Raw genomic sequence first — 20857 nt, forward strand, 5'->3', positions numbered from 1 at the left:
AGGACAGGTCAGAGTTCTGTAATCACTTCTTACGTGCCTCTCAGAAAGCCACGTGCCTTTCACCCGGTTACGTGCCGCTCAGAAAGGGTTCTGCCGGGAGGCGAGGGCCACCGGCGTGCCGAGCGCGCGGGCCCGTGCCGTGCGGAACGCGGCGCACGGGTCCAGGTCCGGGTACGACCAGGGCGCCGGGGTGGCGTGCCGGCCGATACGCCGGAACAGGGCGGCGGCCTCGGCGGCCCGGCCCGCACAGGACGTCGCGTGGGCGAGGAAGTTCAGGTCGACGTGGCGGCGCGGGTGGTCGTCGTGCTCCCACTCCAGCCACCAGTGGAAGGCGGTCCGCAGCACGCGGCGGGCCCGTGGTCCCACCCAGTGCGCCGAGGCCGTGGAGTCGGCGGGTGCCCGGCCGACGGCGGCCAGCGCGCGATAGCGCTCGGTGTGCGCGACGACCGGCAGGACGGCGAGCGGGGAGTCCGCGGGGGCGTGGTCGGCGGCCCGGTCGGCGAAGTCGTACACCTCGTGCCGCGGGTCCGGGCCGCTCTCGGGCTGCCGCTCGGCGAGGCGCGCGACCATCAGGTGGTGGGCGTGGTGGTGGTCGGGGTGGCGGCGGAGCACCTCGGTGAAGATCCGGTCCGCCTCAGGCCCGGCGTGCTCCAGGAGCAGCAGGCCGAGCCACGGGGTGGGGTCGGCGGGCGCGAGCGCGGCCGCGGTGCGGCAGGCCGCACGGGACCCGCCGGGGTCCTGCCTGCCGCGCAGGGAGCGCCGCACCAGGCTCAGGGCGAGCAGGACGGAGGCGTCGGCGGAGCCGGGCTCGGCGTGCAGCCAGTCGCGGGCCCAGGCGGCGGTGTAGGGCTCCCGGGCGAGGACGGTGATCCGGTGGCCGCGGCGGTCCCAGTCGTCGCCGGTACGCAGGAGCAGCGAGCGGGTGGCCTGCCACCGGCCCTGGGTCAGCGCGGTGCGCGCGACAACCAGTTCGGAGTCGCCGAGGGCACCGTCGAAGGCCTGGGCCGTGCGTTCGGGGCCGGGGTCGAGCAGAGGCGGGGGTGGGGGCACCGCGGGACTTCCTGGTTCTCGGGCTGCCATCGACCGATCACGCACAGCAAACCCCCAGCCAACACTTTGCGTCAAGCCGAACCGGGCTGTTACTAGCTTCAACTACCTTTTCCGGAACGGAACTTGAGGCATCCGGGACCGCCCGCACCCGCCCGTGAACGGCGCCCCGCGGGTCACCCGTGTGGCGTATGCCATGGCGTCGCTCGCCCGGGCGGCGGACCATGGCCGTACGGTCCCGTCACCGCCCCTGATCCTCCCCGGGTCAACGGGGCATCGTGACCGAGTCAACTGCCCGGTTCCGGGCACTCCCCGGGGCAACGGTGTCCTGGGAGCGCTACAGTCGGCCACTAACGCACCCGTGGCCCGACCGGATGATCGAGGTACGCAGCGTGTCGGTTCTGGTTCTCATTCTCGCCGTGAGCGCGGCCTGCTGTCTGGGCTTCGGGTTCGTGCTCCAGCAGAACGCCGCCCAGAAGGCACCGCTCAGCGACTTCCTCTCGCCCCGGCTGCTGCTCGACCTGATGAAGGTGCCGCGCTGGCTGGGCGGCATAGGACTGATGGTGGCCGGCATGATCCTCGGCGCGATCGCCCTGGGCCGCGGCGAGATCTCCCTGGTGGAGCCCCTGCTCGCCACGAACCTGCTGTTCGCCCTCGCCCTCTCCCGGCACCAGACGAGGCAGTCGCTGGGCCGCCAGGGCTGGGCCGGTCTCGCGCTGCTCGCGGGCGGCGTGAGCGCGTTCATCGTGGCGGGCCAGCCGCGCGGTGGGAACGCCGTCTCCGACCCACTCCGCCACTGGCTGATCATCGGCCTGATGGTCGGCCCGGCCCTGCTGCTCACGACCTACGCCAAGCGCTCCCGGCTGAGCTCGGGACCGGTGCTGCTGGCCCTCGCCGCCGGCCTGCTGTACGGCGTACAGGACGCGCTGACCCGGGTGAGCGGTCAGCTCTTCTCCGCCGGCGGTCTCACCGAGCTGCTCACCGACTGGCATCCGTACGGCGTGCTGGCGCTCGGCATCACCGGGCTGATCCTGGTGCAGAGCGCGTTCGAGACCGCGCCGCTGCGCATGTCGCTGCCCGCCCTCACCGCGGCCCAGCCGCTCGCCGGGATCCTGTGCGGCGTCGGCTTCCTCGGCGACCAGCTGCGCACCGACACCGGGGCGCTGGCCTGGGAGGCGGCGGGCCTCGCCGCGGTGGTCGTCGGCATCGTCCTGCTCGGCCTGCACCCGGCGATGCCCTGCGGAACGGCAGAGCCCCGCCCGGCCCGGGACCTGCAGCCGCGCTGACCCGGGCACGGAACTTGCAGCGCGCCGCCCCACCGCCCGGCCCTGCCCGGTCGCGGCCCCTGGTTGGATGGGTCCATGAGCGCTGCTGACGAGATTCTCGACATCGTCGACGAGAACGACCAGGTCATCGGGCAGTCCCCAAGGGGTGAGGCCTACGCCCGTGGGCTGCGCCACCGTTGCGTCTTCATCCAGGCCCGGGACTCCGCCGGCCGGATCTTCGTCCACCGCCGCACACCGGTCAAGCTGGTCTTCCCCTCCCTGTACGACATGTTCGTGGGCGGAGTCGTCAGCGCGGGCGAGACCTATGACGACGCGGCCCTGCGCGAGGCGGAGGAGGAGCTCGGGGTGACGGGTCTCCCGCGTCCGTCGCACCTCTTCAAGTTCCTGTACGACGACGAGGCCGGCCGGACCTGGTGGTCCGCGGTGTACGAGGTGCGCTGCGACCTGCCGGTGCGACCGCAGGCGGAGGAGATCGCCTGGCACGACTTCCTGGCCGAGGACGAGGTGGAACGGCGGCTCGAAGAGTGGGAGTGGGTGCCGGACGGGCTGGTGGCGTACGAGCGGCTCAAGGCCCACCGGACGGCCCGGCGCCGGGCTCGATAGGGTCCTTCCCGTGATCGAATTCGCACGGAACGTCCGGCTGTGGTTCGCGCCAGACCTGGTACGGGAGGAGGGCAGCACCCCCGACTACCGGTTCTCCCTGGCCAACGAGCGCACCTTCCTGGCCTGGCTGCGGACCGCGCTCGCGCTGATCGGCGGCGGGTTCGCGGTGGACCAGTTCCTGCCGGACCTGCGCTGGGGCTGGCGCGTAGGGCTGGCGCTCGCGCTGCTCGGGGCGGGGGTGCTGTGCTCGCTGCGCGCGGTCAACCACTGGGTGCGCTGCGAGCGGGCCATGCGCAGGGGCGAGGACCTGCCGGTGTCGCGCTTCCCGGCGCTGCTGAGTCTCGTCGTCGCGGTGGTGGCGGTCGCGATGGTCGTCGTCGTACTCGTCGGGTGGGAGGGGTGACCGCCGAGCGCGACCCGGGGCTGCAGCCGGAGCGGACCCGGCTCGCGTGGCGGCGCACGACGCTGTCGTACGCCGTCGCCGCCGTGCTCGCCGTACGGAACGTCCTGCACGGCGGGGTGACGGCCGTCTCGATCGTGGTCGGCGCCCTGTGCTGCGCCCTCTGGCTGGGCTTCCTGTGGGTCGCCCACCACCGCATCCGTGCCCTCGCCACGAGCGTCCGTCCCGTGGCCCTCGGACCCCGGCACGCCACGGCGGCCGTGCTGTGCTTGGTGGCGACGGCGGTGTGCGCGGCCGCGCTGGTCGTCTAGCGCCGGCCTGGTACAGGCCTAGTACAGGCCCTCCGGCTCCCCCTGTTCCTCCCAGTCCACCGTCACCACGATCTTGCCCCGGGTGCGGCCCTCCTGACTCAGCCGCTGGGCGTCCGCCGTGCGCTCCAGGGGGAAGGTGCTGGACACGTGCACGCTCACCGCGCCCTGTTCCGCCAGCTCGGACAGCTGTCGCAGGTCCTCGGCATCGGGGCGCACGAAGCAGTAGCGGCCCCCATAGCTCACGACGTCGGGGTCCACGATCGACGCCAGGCGGCCCTCGGGGGCGAGCAGGTCCGCCGAGGTCCGCATCGTGTCGCCGCCGATCGTGTCGAAGGCCGCGTCCACGCCCTCGGGTGCCAGTCCTCGCACCCGTTCGGCCAGGCTCCCGCCGTAGGTGACCGGTTCGGCTCCGAGGCCGCGTACGAAGTCGTGGTTGTGCTCGCTCGCCGTACCGATGGCACGGGCACCCAGATGGCGGACGAGCTGCACGGCGATCGAGCCGACCCCGCCCGCGGCCGCGTGCACCAGGACGGTCTCGCCGCGCTTCACCTCCAGGACCCTCATGATCACCTGATAGGCGGTGAGCCCCGCCAGGGGCAGCCCGGCCGCCTCCTCATAGGTCAGGTTGCGGGGTTTACGGGCGAGGGTGCGCACCGGGGCGGCGACATACTCGGCGAAGGTGCCCCGGGAGAGGAAGTCCTCGCGGACATAGCCGATGACCTCGTCGCCGACGGCGAACTCCGTGACGGCGGCCCCGGGCTGTACGACGACCCCGGACACGTCCCAGCCGGTGACCACCGGGAAGACCGCGTCGAGGATGCCGTCCAGATGGCCCTCGCGGCACTCCCAGTCGACGGGGTTGACGGCCGCCGCGCGCACCTTCACCAGCACCGCGTCGGGGGCGACCTTCGGGTCGCGCACCTCGCCGTACTCCAGCACCTCGGGTCCGCCGTACCGGCTGTAGCTGATGCCCTTCATGCCACCGACCCTCCGGTGTACTCGTACGCCACGCAACCGGGATGCCCCGATATGCACCGTTCGCGTGGCAGCCTGTCCGTCGTCATCACCCCGTAACCCCGAAGGTGAGCACCATGACCACCGCCCTTCACCAGGAACACATCGCCCACGGGACGCACACCCACGGCCCGGGATGCGGGCACACCGCGGTTCCGCACGGCGATCACGTCGACTACGCGCACGACGGACACCTGCACCGCGAGCACGACGCGCACTGGGACGAGTGCGAGCCCACCGGGCACGTCACACACGAGGAGCACGACCACCAGCACGGCGCGGGCTGCGGGCACGGGCGCGTGCGCCACGGCGACCACGTCGACTACCTGCACGACGGTCACCGGCACGCCGAGCACGACGGCCACTGGGACGACCACTGACCGACCGGAAAAACACCGGCCGACGGCTCCCTCGCGCACTGCGCGGGGAGCCGTCGGCCTATCGTGGCACCGATCACGTTTGGCTCGCCCACTGGACGACATACCGACCGGTCGGCATCATGAATCGCATCCTGTTCACCCGTTCGTAGGAGCGATGTATGAGCCCCGACCACCCGCCCGGACTCGACCTCGACCGACTGCGCGGCCTGCTCGACCGTGAGCTGCCCGGTCTGGTGAACGGCCCCCTGACCGGCCGGCTGATCGAGGGCGGACGGTCGAACCTCACCTACGCGCTCTCCGACGGCACCTCGAAGTGGGTCGTACGGCGTCCCCCGCTCGGCCACGTCCTGGCCACCGCGCACGACATGAAGCGCGAGCACCGGGTGATCAGCGCGCTGCACCCGACGAATGTTCCGGTGCCGCGCCCGCTGCTGCTGTGCGAGGACCAGGAGGTGCTCGGGGCGCCCTTCTACATCATGGAGTTCGTCGAGGGCACCCCGTACCGCACCGCCGACCAGCTCGCGCCGCTGGGTCCCGAGCGCACCCGCAACGCGGTGCTCTCCCTGGTCGACACCCTGGTCGAGCTGCACGCGGTGGACCCCGCCGCGGTGGGCCTCGACGACTTCGGCCGCCCCGAGGGCTTCCTGGACCGCCAGCTGCGCCGCTGGGGCAAGCAGCTGGACGCCTCCCGCAACCGCGAGCTGGCCGGCATCGACGAGCTGCACGCGGCCCTCGGACGCGCCCTGCCCACCTCGCCGGCACCCACCGTCGTACACGGCGACTACCGGCTCGACAACGTCCTGATCGGCGGCGACGACGAGATCAAGGCGATCCTCGACTGGGAGATGTCCACCCTCGGCGACCCGCTCACCGACCTCGGCCTGCTGGTGATGTACAGCATGCCGCTGAGCATGCCCGGCTCCCCCGTCTCCACCACCGCCGAGGCCGCCGGGCACCCGGCTCCGGCCGAGCTGATCGAGCGCTACGCCGCCCGTTCCGGGCGGGACGTCTCGGCCGTCTCCTGGTACACGGCGTTCGCCTGGTTCAAGCTCGCCGTGATCCTGGAGGGCATCCACTACCGGTACACGCTGGGCCAGACGGTCGGGCGCGGCTTCGACCGCATCGGCGATCTCGTGCCCGTCTTCATCAACCACGGACTGACCACTCTTCAGGAAGGCTGACCGGCATGGACTTCGCGTTCGACGCGCGCACCGAGGAGCTGCGCGGCAAGTTGCTCGCCTTCATGGACGAGTACGTCTATCCGGCGGAGGCGGTGGCGGAGGAGCAGCGGGCCGCGCTGGCGTCTCCCTGGGACACCCCGGCCGTGGTCGAGGAGCTGAAGGCTGAGGCGCGCAGGCAGGGCCTGTGGAACCTGTTCCTCCCGGACGCCGAGTACGGCGCGGGGCTCACCAACCTCCAGTACGCCCCGCTCGCCGAGATCACCGGCCGCTCGCCGCACCTGGCGCCCACCGCGCTGAACTGCGCGGCGCCGGACACCGGCAACATGGAGGTGCTGGCGCAGTTCGGCGACGAGCGGCAGAAGAAGCAGTGGCTGGAGCCGCTGCTGGCGGGTGAGATCCGCTCGGCGTTCGCCATGACCGAGCCGGAGGTGGCCTCCTCCGACGCCACGAACATCACCACGCTCATCGAGCGAGACCCCGACGGTGCGGACGAGTACGTCATCACCGGCCGCAAGTGGTACATCTCCGGGGCGATGAACCCGGACTGCAAGATCTTCATCGTGATGGGCAAGACCGACCCGGACGGCGCGGACATCCGCCGCCAGCAGTCCATGGTGCTGGTCCCGCGCGACACCCCGGGCGTCACGGTGAAGCGCGCGATGCAGGTCTTCGGCTACGAGGACCACTCCCACGGCGGCCACGCCGAGGTGATCTTCGATCACGCGCGCGTGCCGGTGTCCAACCTGATCGGCGAGGAGGGCGGCGGCTTCGCCATCGCGCAGGCCCGCCTCGGTCCGGGCCGCATCCACCACTGCATGCGCCTGATCGGTATGGCCGAGCGGGCGATCGAGCTGATGTGCCGCCGGGCCGTGGCCCGCACCGCCTTCGGCAAGGCGCTGGCCCAGCAGGGCGTGGTCCACAACTGGATCGCGGACGCCCGGGTGGCGGTCGAGCAGCTGCGCCTGCTGGTCCTGAAGACGGCCTGGCTGATGGACACGGTCGGCAACAGGGGCGCCCACGCGGAGATCCAGGCCATCAAGATCGCCACGCCCCGGGCGGTCGTCGACATCATCGACCGGGCGATCCAGCTGCACGGCGCGGGCGGTGTCAGCCAGGACTTCCCGCTGGCCGAGCTGTACGCGGCGGCCCGCACGCTGATGATCGCCGACGGACCGGACGAGGTGCACCAGCGGTCGCTGGCGCGACGCGAGCTGAAGAAGTACGTCTGAGGGAGCACAGGTGCGGGGCGGCCGTCCGGACGGCCGCCCCGCACAGCTTTGTTTCAGGGACGCAGCGCCCGCAGCAGCAGGTCGGCCAGGTGGTCGGCGACCTGCTGGGGGGTGAGGGGGCCGCCGGGGCGGTACCAGGTCGACAGGTGGTGGACCGAACCGAAGTGGTAGTCGACCACCAGGTCGGCCGGGGTCGCCGTGGAGAAGACGCCGGCCTCCTGCCCCTCCTCGATGAGCGCACGGAAGCGTTCGTGGTAGCGCCGGCGCTCGGCGCGCACCTGCTTGTTCTTCTCGGGGCTCAGATGGTGCATGGAGCGGAAGAAGATCATCGCGTCGTCGAGGTTCTCGATCGTCGTGACGACGACGTCGGCCGCCGCGGCCCGCAGCCGCTTCTCGATCGGTTCGTCGGCGTCCGCGAAGGCGTCGAGCCGCTCCTGCTGGACGCGCAGCACGCGCGCGTACACCTCGTGCAGGAGGTCGTCCTTGGAGCCGAAGTAGTGGTACAGCGCCCCCTTGGTGACACCCGCCGCCTCGACGATCTCCTGCACGGAGGTCCGGTCGTAACCCTGCTCGGCGAAGAGCCGGGTGGCGGCGGCAAGGAGCCGCTGAGGAACAGGAGCTCCGTCTCCGTCCGTCGTCCTGGGCACTGCCGCCACCTGCCTTTCCGTGATGCTCACTGGCTGTCGTGCGCTCGGGAACGAAGTTCCCGACGGAGGATCTTCCCACTCGCGGTCTTGGGCAAGTCGGGCAGGATCTCCACCTGACGCGGGTACTTGTAGGCCGCCAGTCTCTCCTTGCAGTAGACGGCCAGCGCACCGGGGTCGGTTTCGGCCCCCGGACGGAGGCTGATGTACGCCTTGACAGTCTCTCCCCGGTAGCCGTCCGGAACACCGACCACGGCCGCCTCGCGCACCGCGGGGTGCGTGTAGAGCACGTCCTCGACCTCGCGCGGCCACACCTTGAAGCCGGACGCGTTGATCATGTCCTTCTTCCGGTCGACGACGTACACCCAGCCCTGCTCGTCCATGAACCCGATGTCGCCGGTGCGCAGCTCGCCGTCCGGGAAGGTCTCGGCGGTCGCCTCGGGCCGCCGCCAGTAGCCGGGCACGACCTGCGGCCCTCGTACGACGATCTCGCCCTGCTCGCCGAAGGGGACCTCCTCGCCCTGCTCGTCGATGATGCGGACGACCGTGTCCGGACCCGGCACCCCCACGGCGAGGGTCCCGGAGACCGGGTCCACCGGCGCCTCCAGGCCGGGCGGGACGGAGGCGCAGGGCCCGCTGCACTCGGTGAGCCCGTAGCCGGTGCGGATGTACGGGCCGAAGCCCGCGCGGAACTTCTCGACCAGGGCCGGCGGTACCGGGGCGCCGCCCGAGGAGATGTTCACGAAGGAGGCGAAGTGCTCCGGGGTGACCTCCGGGTGGGCGGCGAGCGCCATGTAGGCGGTGGACGGGCCGACCGTGTAGTGCGGGCGGTGCTCGGCGAACATCTCCAGGACCAGGCCGGGCTCGAAGCGGTAGGCGAGCACCAGCGTGCCGGCGCTGTTGAGGCAGGCGCCGAACTGGCAGACCATCCCGGTGATGTGGAACAGGGGGGCCAGGGCGTAGTACACCGGCGCCTCGGGCAGGGCCAGGCCGGTCCGCTGCCGCTCGGCGTTGTACATGATGTTGCCGTGGGTGTTGACGGCTCCCTTGGGGGTGCCGCTGGTGCCCGAGGTGTAGCTGATCAGGGCGGTGCCGGAGGGCACCGGGTCGCGGCCGTCGGGCGCCTGGTGGCCCTGCCGGGCGACGGCGACGAGGTCGTCCGCGTCGGCGGCCTGGGGCAGCCGCTCGAAGGTCAGCACGCGCGCGTCGCCGCGGTTCTGGAAGTCCAGTTCGCAGCCGGTGAGCACGATCCGCACGGGAGTGTCGGCGGCCGTCGCCCGCAGGTACGACTCCCAGGCCCGGTCGGAGCAGATCAGGGCCACCACCTCGCCGTCCCGCAGGACGTGCGCGACCTCCGCCGACTTGTACATCGGGTTCACCGGGACGACGGTCGCGCCCGCCTTCCAGGCACCCAGCACGGCGAGCACGAAGTGCGGGGAGTTCTGCAGCAGCACGGCGACCCGGTCGCCGGGCTCCAGGCCCCGGGCGGCCAGGTGGCCGGCCACCGAGTCGCTCAGCTCGTCGACCTCGCGGTAGCTGAGGCGGCCGTCGAAGTAGGCCAGGAAGGTGCGGTCCGGGGCCTCGGCGACGGCCCGGCGCAGGGCGTGGACGAGCGAGTCGGCCGGGTCGACGGGGCCGCGCTGGACCTCGTTGAGGAGATCCAGCCAGGGCTTGGCCGCGTAACGCGACGCGGTCACCGGGCGGACTCCCACTTCTGCTGGAGGTGGTTCATGTTCGTCAGCCAGCGGTCGGGGACGGTGGCCCGCGCCTGGTAGTACTCGGCGACCTCAGGGTGGGGCAGGATCAGGAAGCGGTCCTCCTCGATGCCCTTGAAGAGGGCGTCCGCCACCTCCGCCGGTTCGATCGCGGTGGGCTGCAGGACCAGGTCGCCCGCGCTTCCGGTGGCGGCCAGCATGTCGGTGCGGACGCCCTGCGGACAGATCGCGTGGACCTTCAGGCCGCGGTGGCGGTACGTCAGCGACAGCCACTCGGCGAAGGCGTACGCGCCGTGCTTGGTGACGCTGTAGGGGGCGGCGCCGATCATGGTGAGCAGGCCGGCGGCGGAGACGGTGGAGACGAAGCGGCCGCGGCCGCGCTCCAGCCAGGCCGGGAGCAGTTCGTGGGCGGCGCGCACATGGGCCATGACGTTGACGTCCCAGGCCTGGGCCCAGACCGTCTCGTCGGCCGCCTCGGAGCCGCCGGAGGCGACGCCCGCGTTGGCGCAGTAGACGTCGACCGTGCCGCCGAGCGCCTCGCGGGCCGCTCCGACGATCGCGGAGGCGTCGCCCGGAACCGCGATCCCGCCGATCTCCTCGGCGACGGCGGCGGCCCTGTCGGCGTCCAGGTCGTTCACCACGACGCGAGCACCCTCGGCGGCGAACCGGCGGGCCAGCGCGGCCCCGATGCCTCCGCCCGCTCCGGTGACGACCACTCCCGCATCCTGCACGGCTTCCACCATCGGTCTCCTTCGACATGGCGCGACTCGGCTCTGCCGCGCCAGACTAACCAGTCGGTATGTGTAAGGGGAAGGGTGACTGGAACACCTTGAGGGACCGATGACGGCCCGCACCCGCCCCACTTACGGAGGTCGACCATGCGCCTGTCAAGGCGAAGCCTGATCGCATCGGCCACGGCCGCGGCCCTGTCCCCCGCGCCGACGGCGGCCGAGGCCGAGCGCCACGGGCGACTGTGCACCGGGTTCGAACGCCTCTCCTCCGACGGGTACACCCTGCTGGAGAAACAGCGCGTCGGTATCGTCACCAACCCGACCGGCCTCACCAAGGAGGTACGCCACATCGTCGATGTGATGCACGCCGACCCGCGCGTACGGCTGACCGCCGTCTTCGGCCCCGAACACGGCTTCCGCGGCACCGCGCAGGCGGGCGGCTCGGAGGGGCGCTACGACGATCCGGCGACCGGGCTGCCGGTGTACGACACCTATCTCAAGAGCGGCCGCCCCCTGGCGGACGTCTTCTCGGCCTCCGGCGTGGACACGGTCGTCTTCGACATCCAGGACGTCGGCGCACGCTTCTACACGTACATCTGGACCCTGTACGACTGCATGGAGGCGGCGCAGCTCGCGGGAAAGCGGTTCGTGGTGCTCGACCGGCCGAACCCGGTGACCGGGCGGTCCGCCCAGGGGCCGGTGCTGCACAAGGAGTTCGCCACGTTCGTCGGACGGGAGCCGATCGCGCAGGCGCACGGGATGACGGTCGCCGAGCTGGCGCGGCTGTTCAACGGGGAGTTCCTGAGCGCGCCGGTGGCGCTGGAGACGGTGCTGATGACGGGCTGGAGGCGGTCGGACTTCTACGACGCCTCCGGGCTGCCCTGGGTCCCACCGAGCCCGAACATGCCGACGCCCGACACCGCCCTCGTCTACTCGGGGACCTGTCTGTTCGAGGGCACCAATCTGTCGGAGGGGCGCGGCACGACCCGGCCGTTCGAACTGCTGGGCGCGGACGGCATCGACGGGCGCTGGGCGGCCGCCGCGAACGAACTCGGGCTGCCGGGTGTGCGGTTCAGGGAGGCGTACTTCGCGCCCACCTTCTCCAAGTTCCAGGGCAAGACGGTCGGGGGCGTGCAGATCCATGTGCACGACCGGGGCGCCTACGACCCCGTGCGTACCGGGATCGCGCTCCTGGTGACCGCCAGGAAGGTCTGGGGCGGCTTCGGCTGGCGGTCCGACAACTGGATCGACAAGCTCACGGGGTCCGCGCGGGTGCGCACGACGATCGACGCGGGAGCGGGCACCGACGAGGTGGTCGCCGACTGGCAGGAGGAGCTCGGGACGTTCCGCGGGATGCGGAAGAAATATCTTCTCTACAGCTGAGTCACGACGTATGGCCATTCTCACCCGGTAGCGGGACGATGCGCCCACATCGCACCACTACGGGGGACGAGGTGGCCGGTCATGGCGGATTCCGGGATGAGTGTGGCGCCCTACTGGGAGCTGACGTTCGACGCTGACGGAGACGTGGACGGCGCCGAGCGGGACCGGCTGCTGGCGGAGGCCCGGGCGCGCAACGTACGTGACCTGGTCGTCTTCGCGCACGGCTGGAACAACGACCGCTCGGGCGCGACCGCTCTCTACCGCCGGTTCTTCGCACCGGTCCCGAAGCTGGCGCCGAAGGCCCGGATCGGCTACGTGGGCGTGATCTGGCCGTCGATGCGGTTCTGCGACGAGCCGATCCCGGACTTCCCGAGGTCCGTGGCGGCCGCCGAGGCCACGGCGGCGCCGTGCCCCGCGCTGGACGAGGACACCCGGCACGCGCTCCTGGAGACCTTTCCCGGCCGGGCCACCGTGATCGACCGGATCGCCCGGTTGCTGGACCAGCGGCCCGGTGAGGACGCCGAACTGGAGGAGTTCGGGCGGCTGGTGCGCGAGCTCGTCGAGGTGGTGCCGGGCGGCCCCCAGCCGCTGTTCGCGGCGGACACGCTGGCGGAGGGGGTGCCGCAGAGCGAGCCCGTGCTGTTCTCCGGCGACACGGTGGCGGTCTGCGGCGACTTCACGGAGGCGCTCGCCGGGCTCGAATCCGGCGAGGGGGTCGCCGCGTTCGCGCTGCCGAACCCCTGGGACGGGGCACGCGAACTGCTGCGCCAGGCGACGTACTACGCGATGAAGCGGCGGGCCGGCACCGTCGGGGAGCGTGGACTCGGGCCGGTGATCGGGCAGTTGGCCGACGCGGCGCCGAACATTCGGGTGCACCTGGTCGGACACAGCTTCGGCGGGCGGCTCGTGTCGTTCGCGCTGCGCGGGCTGCCCGAGGGGGTGCACACGGTGAAGTCCGTGACGCTGCTCCAAGGGGCCTTCTCGCACTACGCGTTCTCGGCCCGGCTGCCGCACGACCCGCACGCGGGCGGGGTGCTCCAGGGGCAGCAGAACCGCATCGACGGACCGCTGGTGTGCTGCTACTCGTCCCACGACTCGGCGCTCGGCACCTTCTACCCGCTGGCCTCCCGGATGGCCGATGACGACGACTCGTTCGCGGGCGTCGACCTCGGCCGGATCCTGGGCGCCCGGTGGGGCGCGATGGGCCACGACGGGGTGCAGGCGGTACCGGGCACGCACGCGCTGGACCTCGCCGGGGCGCTGCGCGGGCCGCTGCCCACGTCGGGGTGCGTGAACGTCGACGCGGCGGCGGTGGTCAAGCACGGCAACGCGCCGACGGGCGCCCACAGCGACATCGTGCACCCGGAGCTGGCCCGGGTGGTGCTGGCGGCGGGCCGCATCGTGTGACCCGCCGCCGTTCGGATGTCACCGGTGTGACGTGTACTCCACCACCTGCTGGAAGGTCGGCCGGTTCTGCCAGCTGATCTTTCCGTGCTTGATGCCACCCAGGGTGCGCTGGACGATCGAGTCGGCGCACCACTGGTCGCCCGCCGAGCACTGGTCGTCACCGGGGTAGACCTGGGCAGCGGTCATGCCTGCCGCGGTCTTCAGCGTGCTGATCAGGCTGTCCCGGCAGGAGCTGAGGCTGCCGCCACCGCAGTACTTCTGCTCCAGGCCGCCCTGCACGGACTCACCGAGCACCGCCCGGATGTCCTTGTCGACATAGCTCCACCAGCCGTACTGGAACGAGCTTCCGGCGTGCGAGCCGGTCGGGCCGTGCGCGGCCGACGGGGACTCGTCGATCGGCAGGTTGTTGCCGAAGGCGGTGTACAGGTCGCTGCCCAGACCGGGTTCGAACTCGGCCTTCACCAGCAGCGGCCACCAGGCGTCCAGGATCCGGATCGCGTCCGCGTTGGCGTACGTCTTCGAACCGGCGGAGGTCTCCGTGCGCTTGGCGCCCGCCGTCAGCCATGTCTGCAGCTTGGTCACCGCCGCGGCGGCCGTGGAGTCGGTCACCGTCGAGCTGTTGACGACCTTCAGCAGCTTCGGCAGGACGTCCTCGGCCCGCAGGTCGGCGAGTGCCGCGTCGGCCATCGCCTTCACGAGGGACGTCCGGGTCACCCCGCCGGCCGCGACCAGCTTCTTCACCCGGTCCTCGAGCAGGTTGCCGCGATGGACCGAACCGTCGCCCCAGGGCGCGGTCGTGTAGTCCTTGGCCTGCTTGTTGTTCCAGGAGACGTAGTAGTCCTGGTCGATGGAGTTGGGGTGCGCGGAGGCCGGGGTGTAGTCGGCCGTGTTGGTGGCCGGGTCCCAGTTCTTCCACTCGTACGCGGCCTGTCCCCACACGGGGAACTCGGCGTCGACGCCGGTCGCCCGCACGGGGTTGTTGCCGCTGTTGTAGTACGCGGTGTGCTGGGAGTCGGCATAGAACCAGTTGAAGGTGTAGTTGATGTGCTGCGCCGCGCTCTGGAAGTCCTGCGGGCCCTTGACGTAGTCCGGGTCGTTCAGCATCTGGAAGCCGATGATCGAGTCGGCCTCGTGCATGTAGGAGGAGCGCAGGGTCGTGTAGGCGACCTTCTTGCCGCCGACGGTGGCGCGGTACTCGACCGGCCCGTACTTCGTGCGCCACACCCTCATCGTGTACGAGCCCGCGGCCGTCCCGTCCGCCGTCGTCGGCGTCCAGGCGTTCTTCTGCTCGATCTTGTCCATGGCCGTGCAGGTGCCGTGGTAGAGGTAGTGGTAGTCGTCCTGGCACAGCTCGACCGCGTACGAGTCGATGATGTCCTGGCCGGAGGTCGTCGCGCTCCAGGAGTAGTCCTGGCCGCGGCCGAGTTCGACGTACATGCTCAGACCCGCGAAGGAGGCGCCGCGGGCACTGATGCCCGGCCCCTGGATCTCCTGGAGCATGAGCAGCTGCGGGGCGAAGTAGCCGGTCTGCGGTCCGAAGACGGCGATCGGGTGGCCGCTCGCGGTGTACTTGCCGCTCACCACGAGGGCGTTGGACATGCCGCGCTTGGCGGAGCTCAGCGTGGTGGTCGCCGCCGTGGCCGACGCGCTGGTCGCGCTGGAGGTGGACGCACTGCCCGTACGGTCGTAGACCAGGGGTTCCTGGGTCACCGAGCCGGCGTCGGGCAGGGCCTCGCCCTGGGCGTCGTCCGGCTTGGCGGCGTACGGGAAGCTCTCGCCGTTGTGGACGGTGAGGACGGCCTCGGGGTCGTTGCGCTCACGGAAGGACTCCCAGACCTTGGTGCCCTCCTCCACACCGTACTTGGACTGGGCCGCGATCAGGGAGATCGCGTTGTTGACCTCACCGCCACCGCCGGCGCCGAACAGCGAGCCGATGACCGAGCCCAGCGCCACCAGGTCGGTGATCTTGAAGTGGTCGATGGTGCCGGCGTTGGTGATCGAGTCCTTGTGTCCCGTCAGGACGTACTCGCCGGGGAAGTAGCGGCCGCTGTCGGAGGCGTCGATGTAGGAGTTGATGCCGGCGAGGTAGGCGTTGGCGTCGGCGAGGGCCTGCTGGCCGCGGGCGCCGTTGTTGGCGACGGCGTTGTCGATCTGGGCCTGGAGGTCCGCCTCGGTGTACGGGGCATTGCGGTAGAACTCCTGCTCAAGGCCCTGGTTGCTGGCCGCGCCGCCGGCGAAGGCGGTCAACTGGCCCCGGCCGACGTGCCGGAAGACGTCCATGAGCCACAGCCGGTCCTCAGCCGCGGCATACCCGGCGCCGAACTCCGTGCCGTATCTGGTGGTACCGGTGATGTGCGGCACGCCGGTCTTCTTGTCGCGGACGATGGTCACATCGCTGCGGCCGGCCGGCTTCTCCGTGGAGGCGACTTGATCGGAAGCGACCCCGAACGACGCGTCGTTGAAGAAGTTGTTGATCTTCGCGTCGGTGAGCGTCGAGTAGCCCGTCGCCAGGTTGGCGTAGGGGCCGAGCTGGTCCTCGGCGTGGTCGGGCTGGGTGCCGAACACCTGGTTGAGGAGGATCTGGGCGAGGGTCGCGTTGCCGTTCTCGCCGGGCGGCAGGATGTCCGAACACTGGCCGCCGCAGTAGTCGTTGGAGGCCGCGGCGGCCGCGGGCGCCTGGGCCAGCGGGGACAGCAGACCGGCGACGAGGACGCATACGGATGCGGATTTCAGGAACCCGGCGAGTCTGCCGGGAGTTCTCAGTCTGTTGAACAACGCGTTGCGTGGGGTGCGCCGTGCCATGGCAACTCCTGTGGGGCCGGGGGTTGGCGGGAGGTTACCGCCGGTATCCCCGAGATTGAAGATGAACATGCGTCACTTTTTGAAGTTGCAACCGTCGTTGCCCGTCGGCGGTCAACCCGGACCGTCTTATGGACGGCATCGGAAATCGAATGGAGCCGAATCGAGTGTCGATACGTCTATTCGGCGACGTCGTGCGAAGTCGAGTGAAGTCGAGCAACGTCGTACGAAGTCACGCGAAGTCCGTACGACGACGCCGAAGTGACCGGAGTACAGGTACAGGTGTGACGGAGGTGCAGGGCGATGGCCGGTTTCCGGAGTCTGGCGAGACAGGTGCGAGACCCGAGGTGCGACCTGGCGCTACGGCGCTACTCGCTGCGCAAGTGCCTGGAGCGTTTCGCTCCTTACGGGCACAGGGCCACCTGGGACCACCTGTGCTCCCGGGCCGGGTTCGGTCCCGAGGACCGGTCCCCCGATCCGGCGCGGCTCGTGGCCGCGTTGGAGGAGTTGGAGGAGGCGCGGGCGGTATGGCTCGCCTATGAGGCCGGGTTCGCCGAGCGCCGCAAGAAGGAGAAGCACGACGGGCTGCGCCGGCCGGGCAGCGTGGACGACTGGCACCGGCTGACCTGGGGCGGCTTCGGTGTCGCCTGGTGCGACGACCCGCGTGTCCACCCCCATGAGCCGCTGGCCGAGGTGCTGCGACGGCTGATCGCCGCCCTGGAGCGCGAGCCGGGTTCGGCCTGCCCGGTGTGCGACGGGGAGCGCCTCATCTGGAAGTACGACCTGGACCACGAACCCTCGGCGGGTCCGGTCTGCGTCGACTGCGGGATTCTCGTCCCCCGGCCGGTGCTCACCCCCGAGGCACTGGCCTACGCCAGGCGCGGCAGACTGCTCGTGTCGGCCTGAGGCACGCCGGGGGTGCGCCGGGGATGCCGCACCCCCTACCGAACAGGACCGTGAACATGCTGCAGGTGTGTCTCAACGGGCGCCGCGAGGGCGCCGACGGTGGGTGTGTGCCCTTGTCGCCCGAGGCGATGGCGCAGTCCGCGGCGGAGGCCGTCGCGGCCGGGGCCACGGACGTTCATGTGCACCCCAGAACCCCGTGCGGGCGGGACAGCCTCTCCCCACGCGTGGTCGCTGCCACGCTGGAGACCATACGGGCCCGGGTGCCGGCGCCGGTCGGAGTGACCACGGGAGCCTGGGCCGAACCGGATCCGCTTGCCCGCCTGAAGCAGGTGCGGAGCTGGACGGTGCTGCCGGACCACGCCTCGGTCAACTGGCACGAGCCGGGCGCGGAGGAGTTGGCCGCGCGGCTGATCGCCATGGGTGTGGAAGTCGAGGCGGGCATCTGGTCCGGCACGGACGGAGCGGCCCGGTTCGCGAGCTCGCAGCTCGGTCCGAAGGTGCTGCGGGTGCTGGCGGAGGTGACGGACACCGGCGCGGACACGGCGGAGGAGTCCGCACGCGGGCTGCTCGCCGATCTGGGCGACGCCCACGGCCGCCCCGTCCTGCTGCACGGCGAGGACGGCGGCGCCTGGCCGGTGTTGCGGCTGGCCGGGCGGCTGGGACTGGCCACGCGCATGGGCCTGGAGGACACCCTGCTGCTGCCGGACGGTCAACGGGCGTCGTCCAACGCCCAGTTGGTGGCCGAAGCTCTGGTCCAGTACGGGTCGTGGGCCGAAGAGCGCGACCCTAGCAAGGGATAAACCGGGTGCTCCACCCCTTTGTCCTGCGGACAGTGGGAGGCGATGAAACACGCCTGAGGAACCACGTCCGAGGAGTCCGACATGTCGACGCTGCGCGTCACCGCCGAAGTGCTGACCGTCCATGAGCATCCGAACGCCGACGCGCTCGAACTGGCCCAAGTGGGCCTGTACCGCGCCGTCGTCGCCAAGGGCGCGTACCGCACCGGTGAGGCCGCCGTCTACATCCCGGAGCAGTCCGTACTCCCGGCCGGGCTGATCGAGGAGCTCGGGCTGACCGGCCGGCTGGCGGGCGGCAATGCCGACCGGGTCAAGGCGGTGCGGCTGCGCGGGGAGCTGTCGCAGGGCATCGTGTGCCGGCCGAAGGCGCTGGCGGACCTGGACCTGGCGCGGGCCGCCGCCGAGGGGACCGACTTCGCGGAGCGGCTCGGCATCACCAAGTGGGTGCCGCCGATCCCGCCGACCATGGCCGGCGACGTCGAGTCCGCGCCGGACCTGCTGTCCTGGGTCGACATCGAGAACATCCAGCGCTACCCGGGGATATTCACATCGGGCGAGGCTGTGGTCCTGACCGAGAAGCTGCACGGTTCGGCGTGCCTGCTGACGTATCTCGCCGACGAGGGACGGGTGTTCGTGTCATCCAAGGGCTTCGGTGCCAAGTCCCTCGCCCTGAAGGAGGATCCGCGGAACCTGTACTGGCGGGCGATACGGGGGCACGGGGTCGCCGAGGCGGCCGCCAGGCTCTGCGAGCGGCTGGGCGCGCGGCGGGTCGGCATCTTCGGGGAGGCGTACGGGGCTGGGGTGCAGGACCTGACGTACGGGGCCGACGGGCGCCGGGAGACGCTCGGGTTCGCGGTGTTCGACGTGTCCGCCGAGATCGACGGAGCCGTACGGTGGCTGGACGCGGCGGAGCTGCTGGAGGGGGAGCTGCCGCTGGTGCCGCGGCTGTACGAGGGGCCGTACGACATCGAGCGGGTGCTGGAGTTCGCCAGTGGACGGGAGACCGTCTCCGGGCGTGGGCTCCACCTCCGGGAGGGTGTCGTGATCCGGCCGGCCGTGGAGCGGTACAGCGAGGTGACCGGCGGTCGGGCGATAGCCAAGGCGGTCAGCCCGGCGTACCTGACGCGCAAGGGCGGCACGGAGTACGAGTAGGTCACGGGGCGCACCGGCCAACGGCGCTGCAGTTCCCTGAGGGGCGCGGGGAACTGCGCGACCGGCCACTACGCACCCGCACTCGGCAGACGGCAGAACGCCCCTCCCCCATAGCCGAGTCTCAGCGGCCCTCCGCCAGCAATCGAGACCCTGTCAGCTGTTCGCCGAACGCGTCGTCCGGGTTGGACAGGACACAGTTCTCCAGGGACAGACACCCGCACCCGATGCAGTCGGTCAGGTGATCGCGCAAACGGTTCAGCTGCTTGATGCGCTCGTCGAGTTCGGAGCGCCAGGCCTCCGAGAGGCGGGCCCAGTCCTCCCTGGTCGGGGTCCGCTCCTCGGGGAGCTGCGCGAGGGCCTCGCGGATCGTGGCGAGGGGAATGCCGACACGCTGGGCGGCTCGCACGAAGGCGACGCGGCGCAGGGTGTCGCGGGTGTAACGGCGCTGGTTGCCGGAGGTGCGGCGGCTGCTGATGAGGCCCTTGGACTCGTAGAAGTGCAGGGCGGAGACGGCGGCGCCGCTGCGCGCGGACAGCTGGCCGACGGTCAGCTCGTGGATCTTCTCGGGGATCTGGGGCACCCCGGAGAGCCTACCCATCCCTCACCCTCGTCGTCCGTTGACATCGGTTCGGCGTCCGACCATGCTAAGCAGTCGCTTAGAGATGAGCGATTCCATGACGCGAGAGGCCGGGAACATGGCAGAACCGAGGATCTTCACCTCCCCCGACGAGCTGAAGGCGGCCGTGGGCGAGCAGCTGGGGTACACCGACTGGCTGGAGGTCGACCAGAAGCGGATCGACCTGTTCGCGGACGCCACCGGCGACCACCAGTGGATCCATGTCGATCCGGAGAAGGCGGCCGCGGGGCCGTTCGGGACGACCATCGCCCACGGGTACCTGACCCTGTCGCTGCTCCCGCTCTTCGGACCCCAGCTGATCTCGGTCGAGGGCGTGAAGATGGGCGTGAACTACGGGACGAACAAGGTCCGTTTCCCCGCGCCCGTCCCGGTCGGCTCCCGGCTGCGCGCAACCGCGCAGATCACCGGCGTCGAGGACGTCACCGGCGGCGTCCAGGTGGCCGTCGCCTTCAGCGTGGAGCGCGAGGGCGGCGACAAGCCGGTGTGCGTCGCGGAGTCGGTCTCCCGCTACTACCTCTGATACCTCTGAGCGCCCGCGCCGCCAGGCCGGGGCCTACTTGGCCCCGACCATCCGCAGGACGAGGTCGGCGTAGAGCGCGCCGACCTCCTCGGGCGTGCGGGGGCCGTCCACGTTGAACCAGCGGGCGACGTCGATGCACAAGGACAGCACCGCGAGGGTGGTGCCGTGCACGTCCAGCACGTCGAACTCGCCGCACTCGACACCCTCCTGGATGATCCCGCGCACCTCGCCGTCGACCTGGCGGCGCAGCGCGAGGATCTCGGCGCGGGCGTCCGGCCCGAGCGCGTCCAGCTCGTACTGGACGACACGGGCGGTGGTGCGCCGCCCGGCGTGCCAGCGGACGAAGGAGCTCACGGCGTCGGCGAGCCGCTCCGCCGCGCTGCCCTCGCGCCGCGCGGCGGTCCGCAGGATGTCCAGGGCCCTGTCGTGGCCGATCCGGCTGATCCGGTGAAGCAGCTCTTCCTTGGTCTTGTAATGGATGTAGAGCGCGGCCGGGCTCATGCCGGCGCGGCCCGCGATGTCGCGGGTCGTCGTCGCGTGGTAGCCGCGCTCGGCGAAGGCCTCCACAGCTGCGACGAGCAGTCGCCGGGCCGCGTCAGGGGTGACCTCTTCCCACGGCTCGACCTCGCCGCCGGTCGTCTCCTCCGCCGTACTCATCGTTCGCTCGCCCCTCTCGGTGACAGGAGCTACACCATACCGCCGAAGGTGAGCGGCC

Annotated in this window: 21 protein-coding genes; 13 read left to right on the plus strand and 8 right to left on the minus strand. The window is 71.1% G+C overall.

All coding sequences use genetic code 11. The annotated features are described in order from the left end of the window. Positions 1–78: 78 nt before the first annotated feature. The gene (locus ACIPSA_RS21995; RefSeq protein WP_402637509.1) at positions 79–1050 is read right to left on the minus strand and encodes a hypothetical protein; all 972 of its coding nucleotides are present in this window, start codon (positions 1048–1050) and stop codon (positions 79–81) included. A 389-nt stretch (positions 1051–1439) separates the two neighbouring features. Between ACIPSA_RS21995 and ACIPSA_RS22000 the strand changes: the two genes are divergently transcribed. The 4 genes from ACIPSA_RS22000 to ACIPSA_RS22015 all read left to right on the plus strand — a co-directional run bounded on the left by ACIPSA_RS22000 (position 1440) and on the right by ACIPSA_RS22015 (position 3647). Further along, complete coding sequence (locus ACIPSA_RS22000; RefSeq protein WP_402637511.1) at positions 1440–2333, plus strand: DMT family transporter; 894 nt, start codon at positions 1440–1442, stop codon at positions 2331–2333. A gap of 75 nt (positions 2334–2408) precedes the next feature. Then, positions 2409–2936, plus strand: a complete 528-nt coding sequence (locus tag ACIPSA_RS22005) for an NUDIX hydrolase (RefSeq protein ID WP_402637513.1) — start codon at positions 2409–2411, stop codon at positions 2934–2936. 10 nt (positions 2937–2946) lie between these two features. Continuing rightward, positions 2947–3339, plus strand: a complete 393-nt coding sequence (locus ACIPSA_RS22010; RefSeq protein ID WP_402637515.1) for a YidH family protein — start codon at positions 2947–2949, stop codon at positions 3337–3339. Continuing rightward, the gene (locus ACIPSA_RS22015; protein ID WP_402637517.1) at positions 3327–3647 is read left to right on the plus strand and encodes a DUF202 domain-containing protein; all 321 of its coding nucleotides are present in this window, start codon (positions 3327–3329) and stop codon (positions 3645–3647) included. Before ACIPSA_RS22010 ends, ACIPSA_RS22015 begins: the two co-directional genes overlap by 13 nt. 18 nt (positions 3648–3665) lie before the next feature. Here ACIPSA_RS22015 and ACIPSA_RS22020 read toward each other — a convergent pair whose 3' ends face one another. Then, positions 3666–4625 (minus strand): NADP-dependent oxidoreductase, encoded by a 960-nt coding sequence (locus ACIPSA_RS22020; RefSeq protein WP_402637519.1) that lies wholly within the window; start codon positions 4623–4625, stop codon positions 3666–3668. A gap of 113 nt (positions 4626–4738) precedes the next feature. Here ACIPSA_RS22020 and ACIPSA_RS22025 point away from each other — a divergent pair, with 113 nt between their 5' ends. From ACIPSA_RS22025 to ACIPSA_RS22035, 3 genes are all read left to right on the plus strand, one after another. Then, positions 4739–5041, plus strand: a complete 303-nt coding sequence (locus tag ACIPSA_RS22025) for a hypothetical protein (RefSeq protein WP_402637521.1) — start codon at positions 4739–4741, stop codon at positions 5039–5041. A gap of 158 nt (positions 5042–5199) precedes the next feature. Next, on the plus strand, positions 5200–6222 hold the full coding sequence (locus ACIPSA_RS22030; RefSeq protein WP_402637522.1) for a phosphotransferase family protein: 1023 nt from the start codon (positions 5200–5202) through the stop codon (positions 6220–6222). Positions 6223–6227: 5 nt separating this feature from the next. Beyond that, complete coding sequence (locus ACIPSA_RS22035) at positions 6228–7451, plus strand: acyl-CoA dehydrogenase family protein (protein ID WP_402637524.1); 1224 nt, start codon at positions 6228–6230, stop codon at positions 7449–7451. 53 nt (positions 7452–7504) lie between these two features. Here the strand turns inward: ACIPSA_RS22035 and ACIPSA_RS22040 are convergent, their stop codons facing one another. The 3 genes from ACIPSA_RS22040 to ACIPSA_RS22050 are packed head-to-tail and all read right to left on the minus strand — an operon-like array spanning position 7505 to position 10553. Further along, entirely contained in the window at positions 7505–8098 is a 594-nt protein-coding gene (locus ACIPSA_RS22040) for a TetR/AcrR family transcriptional regulator (protein ID WP_402637526.1), read from the minus strand. Positions 8099–8124: 26 nt separating this feature from the next. Further along, complete coding sequence (locus ACIPSA_RS22045) at positions 8125–9792, minus strand: class I adenylate-forming enzyme family protein (RefSeq protein WP_402637528.1); 1668 nt, start codon at positions 9790–9792, stop codon at positions 8125–8127. Continuing rightward, complete coding sequence (locus ACIPSA_RS22050; RefSeq protein WP_402637530.1) at positions 9789–10553, minus strand: SDR family oxidoreductase; 765 nt, start codon at positions 10551–10553, stop codon at positions 9789–9791. Before ACIPSA_RS22050 ends, ACIPSA_RS22045 begins: the two co-directional genes overlap by 4 nt. A 135-nt stretch (positions 10554–10688) precedes the next feature. Here ACIPSA_RS22050 and ACIPSA_RS22055 point away from each other — a divergent pair, with 135 nt between their 5' ends. After that, positions 10689–11924, plus strand: coding sequence for an exo-beta-N-acetylmuramidase NamZ domain-containing protein (locus tag ACIPSA_RS22055; protein ID WP_402637532.1), 1236 nt, complete (start codon positions 10689–10691; stop codon positions 11922–11924). An 81-nt stretch (positions 11925–12005) separates the two neighbouring features. Then, entirely contained in the window at positions 12006–13331 is a 1326-nt protein-coding gene (locus ACIPSA_RS22060; RefSeq protein WP_402637534.1) for a serine-threonine protein kinase, read from the plus strand. A gap of 18 nt (positions 13332–13349) precedes the next feature. On the opposite strand, the gene ACIPSA_RS22065 is transcribed toward ACIPSA_RS22060, so the two are convergent. Next, positions 13350–16133, minus strand: a complete 2784-nt coding sequence (locus ACIPSA_RS22065) for a penicillin acylase family protein (protein ID WP_402637536.1) — start codon at positions 16131–16133, stop codon at positions 13350–13352. A 300-nt stretch (positions 16134–16433) separates the two neighbouring features. Here ACIPSA_RS22065 and ACIPSA_RS22070 point away from each other — a divergent pair, with 300 nt between their 5' ends. From ACIPSA_RS22070 to ACIPSA_RS22080, 3 genes are all read left to right on the plus strand, one after another. After that, positions 16434–17036: a hypothetical protein gene (locus ACIPSA_RS22070; protein WP_402637538.1), complete on the plus strand. Its 603-nt coding sequence runs from the start codon at positions 16434–16436 to the stop codon at positions 17034–17036. 56 nt (positions 17037–17092) lie between these two features. Next, complete coding sequence (locus tag ACIPSA_RS22075; RefSeq protein WP_402637732.1) at positions 17093–17836, plus strand: 3-keto-5-aminohexanoate cleavage protein; 744 nt, start codon at positions 17093–17095, stop codon at positions 17834–17836. An 81-nt stretch (positions 17837–17917) separates the two neighbouring features. After that, positions 17918–18985, plus strand: coding sequence for an RNA ligase (ATP) (locus tag ACIPSA_RS22080; protein WP_402637540.1), 1068 nt, complete (start codon positions 17918–17920; stop codon positions 18983–18985). Between the two features lie 121 nt (positions 18986–19106). Here ACIPSA_RS22080 and soxR read toward each other — a convergent pair whose 3' ends face one another. Further along, positions 19107–19565 carry a redox-sensitive transcriptional activator SoxR gene (soxR, locus tag ACIPSA_RS22085; protein WP_402637542.1) on the minus strand — a complete coding sequence of 153 codons (459 nt, stop codon included), beginning with the start codon at positions 19563–19565 and terminating at the stop codon, positions 19107–19109. Positions 19566–19680: 115 nt separating this feature from the next. Here soxR and ACIPSA_RS22090 point away from each other — a divergent pair, with 115 nt between their 5' ends. Beyond that, positions 19681–20142 carry a MaoC family dehydratase gene (locus ACIPSA_RS22090; RefSeq protein WP_402637733.1) on the plus strand — a complete coding sequence of 154 codons (462 nt, stop codon included), beginning with the start codon at positions 19681–19683 and terminating at the stop codon, positions 20140–20142. Positions 20143–20175: 33 nt separating this feature from the next. On the opposite strand, the gene ACIPSA_RS22095 is transcribed toward ACIPSA_RS22090, so the two are convergent. After that, a complete protein-coding gene (locus tag ACIPSA_RS22095; protein ID WP_402637544.1) occupies positions 20176–20799 on the minus strand; it encodes a TetR/AcrR family transcriptional regulator in 624 nt (207 codons plus the stop codon). Positions 20800–20857 lie beyond the last annotated feature (58 nt).

Origin of the sequence: Streptomyces sp. NPDC086549, assembly GCF_044746205.1 — a bacterium.
Classification (GTDB): Bacteria; Actinomycetota; Actinomycetes; order Streptomycetales; family Streptomycetaceae; genus Streptomyces.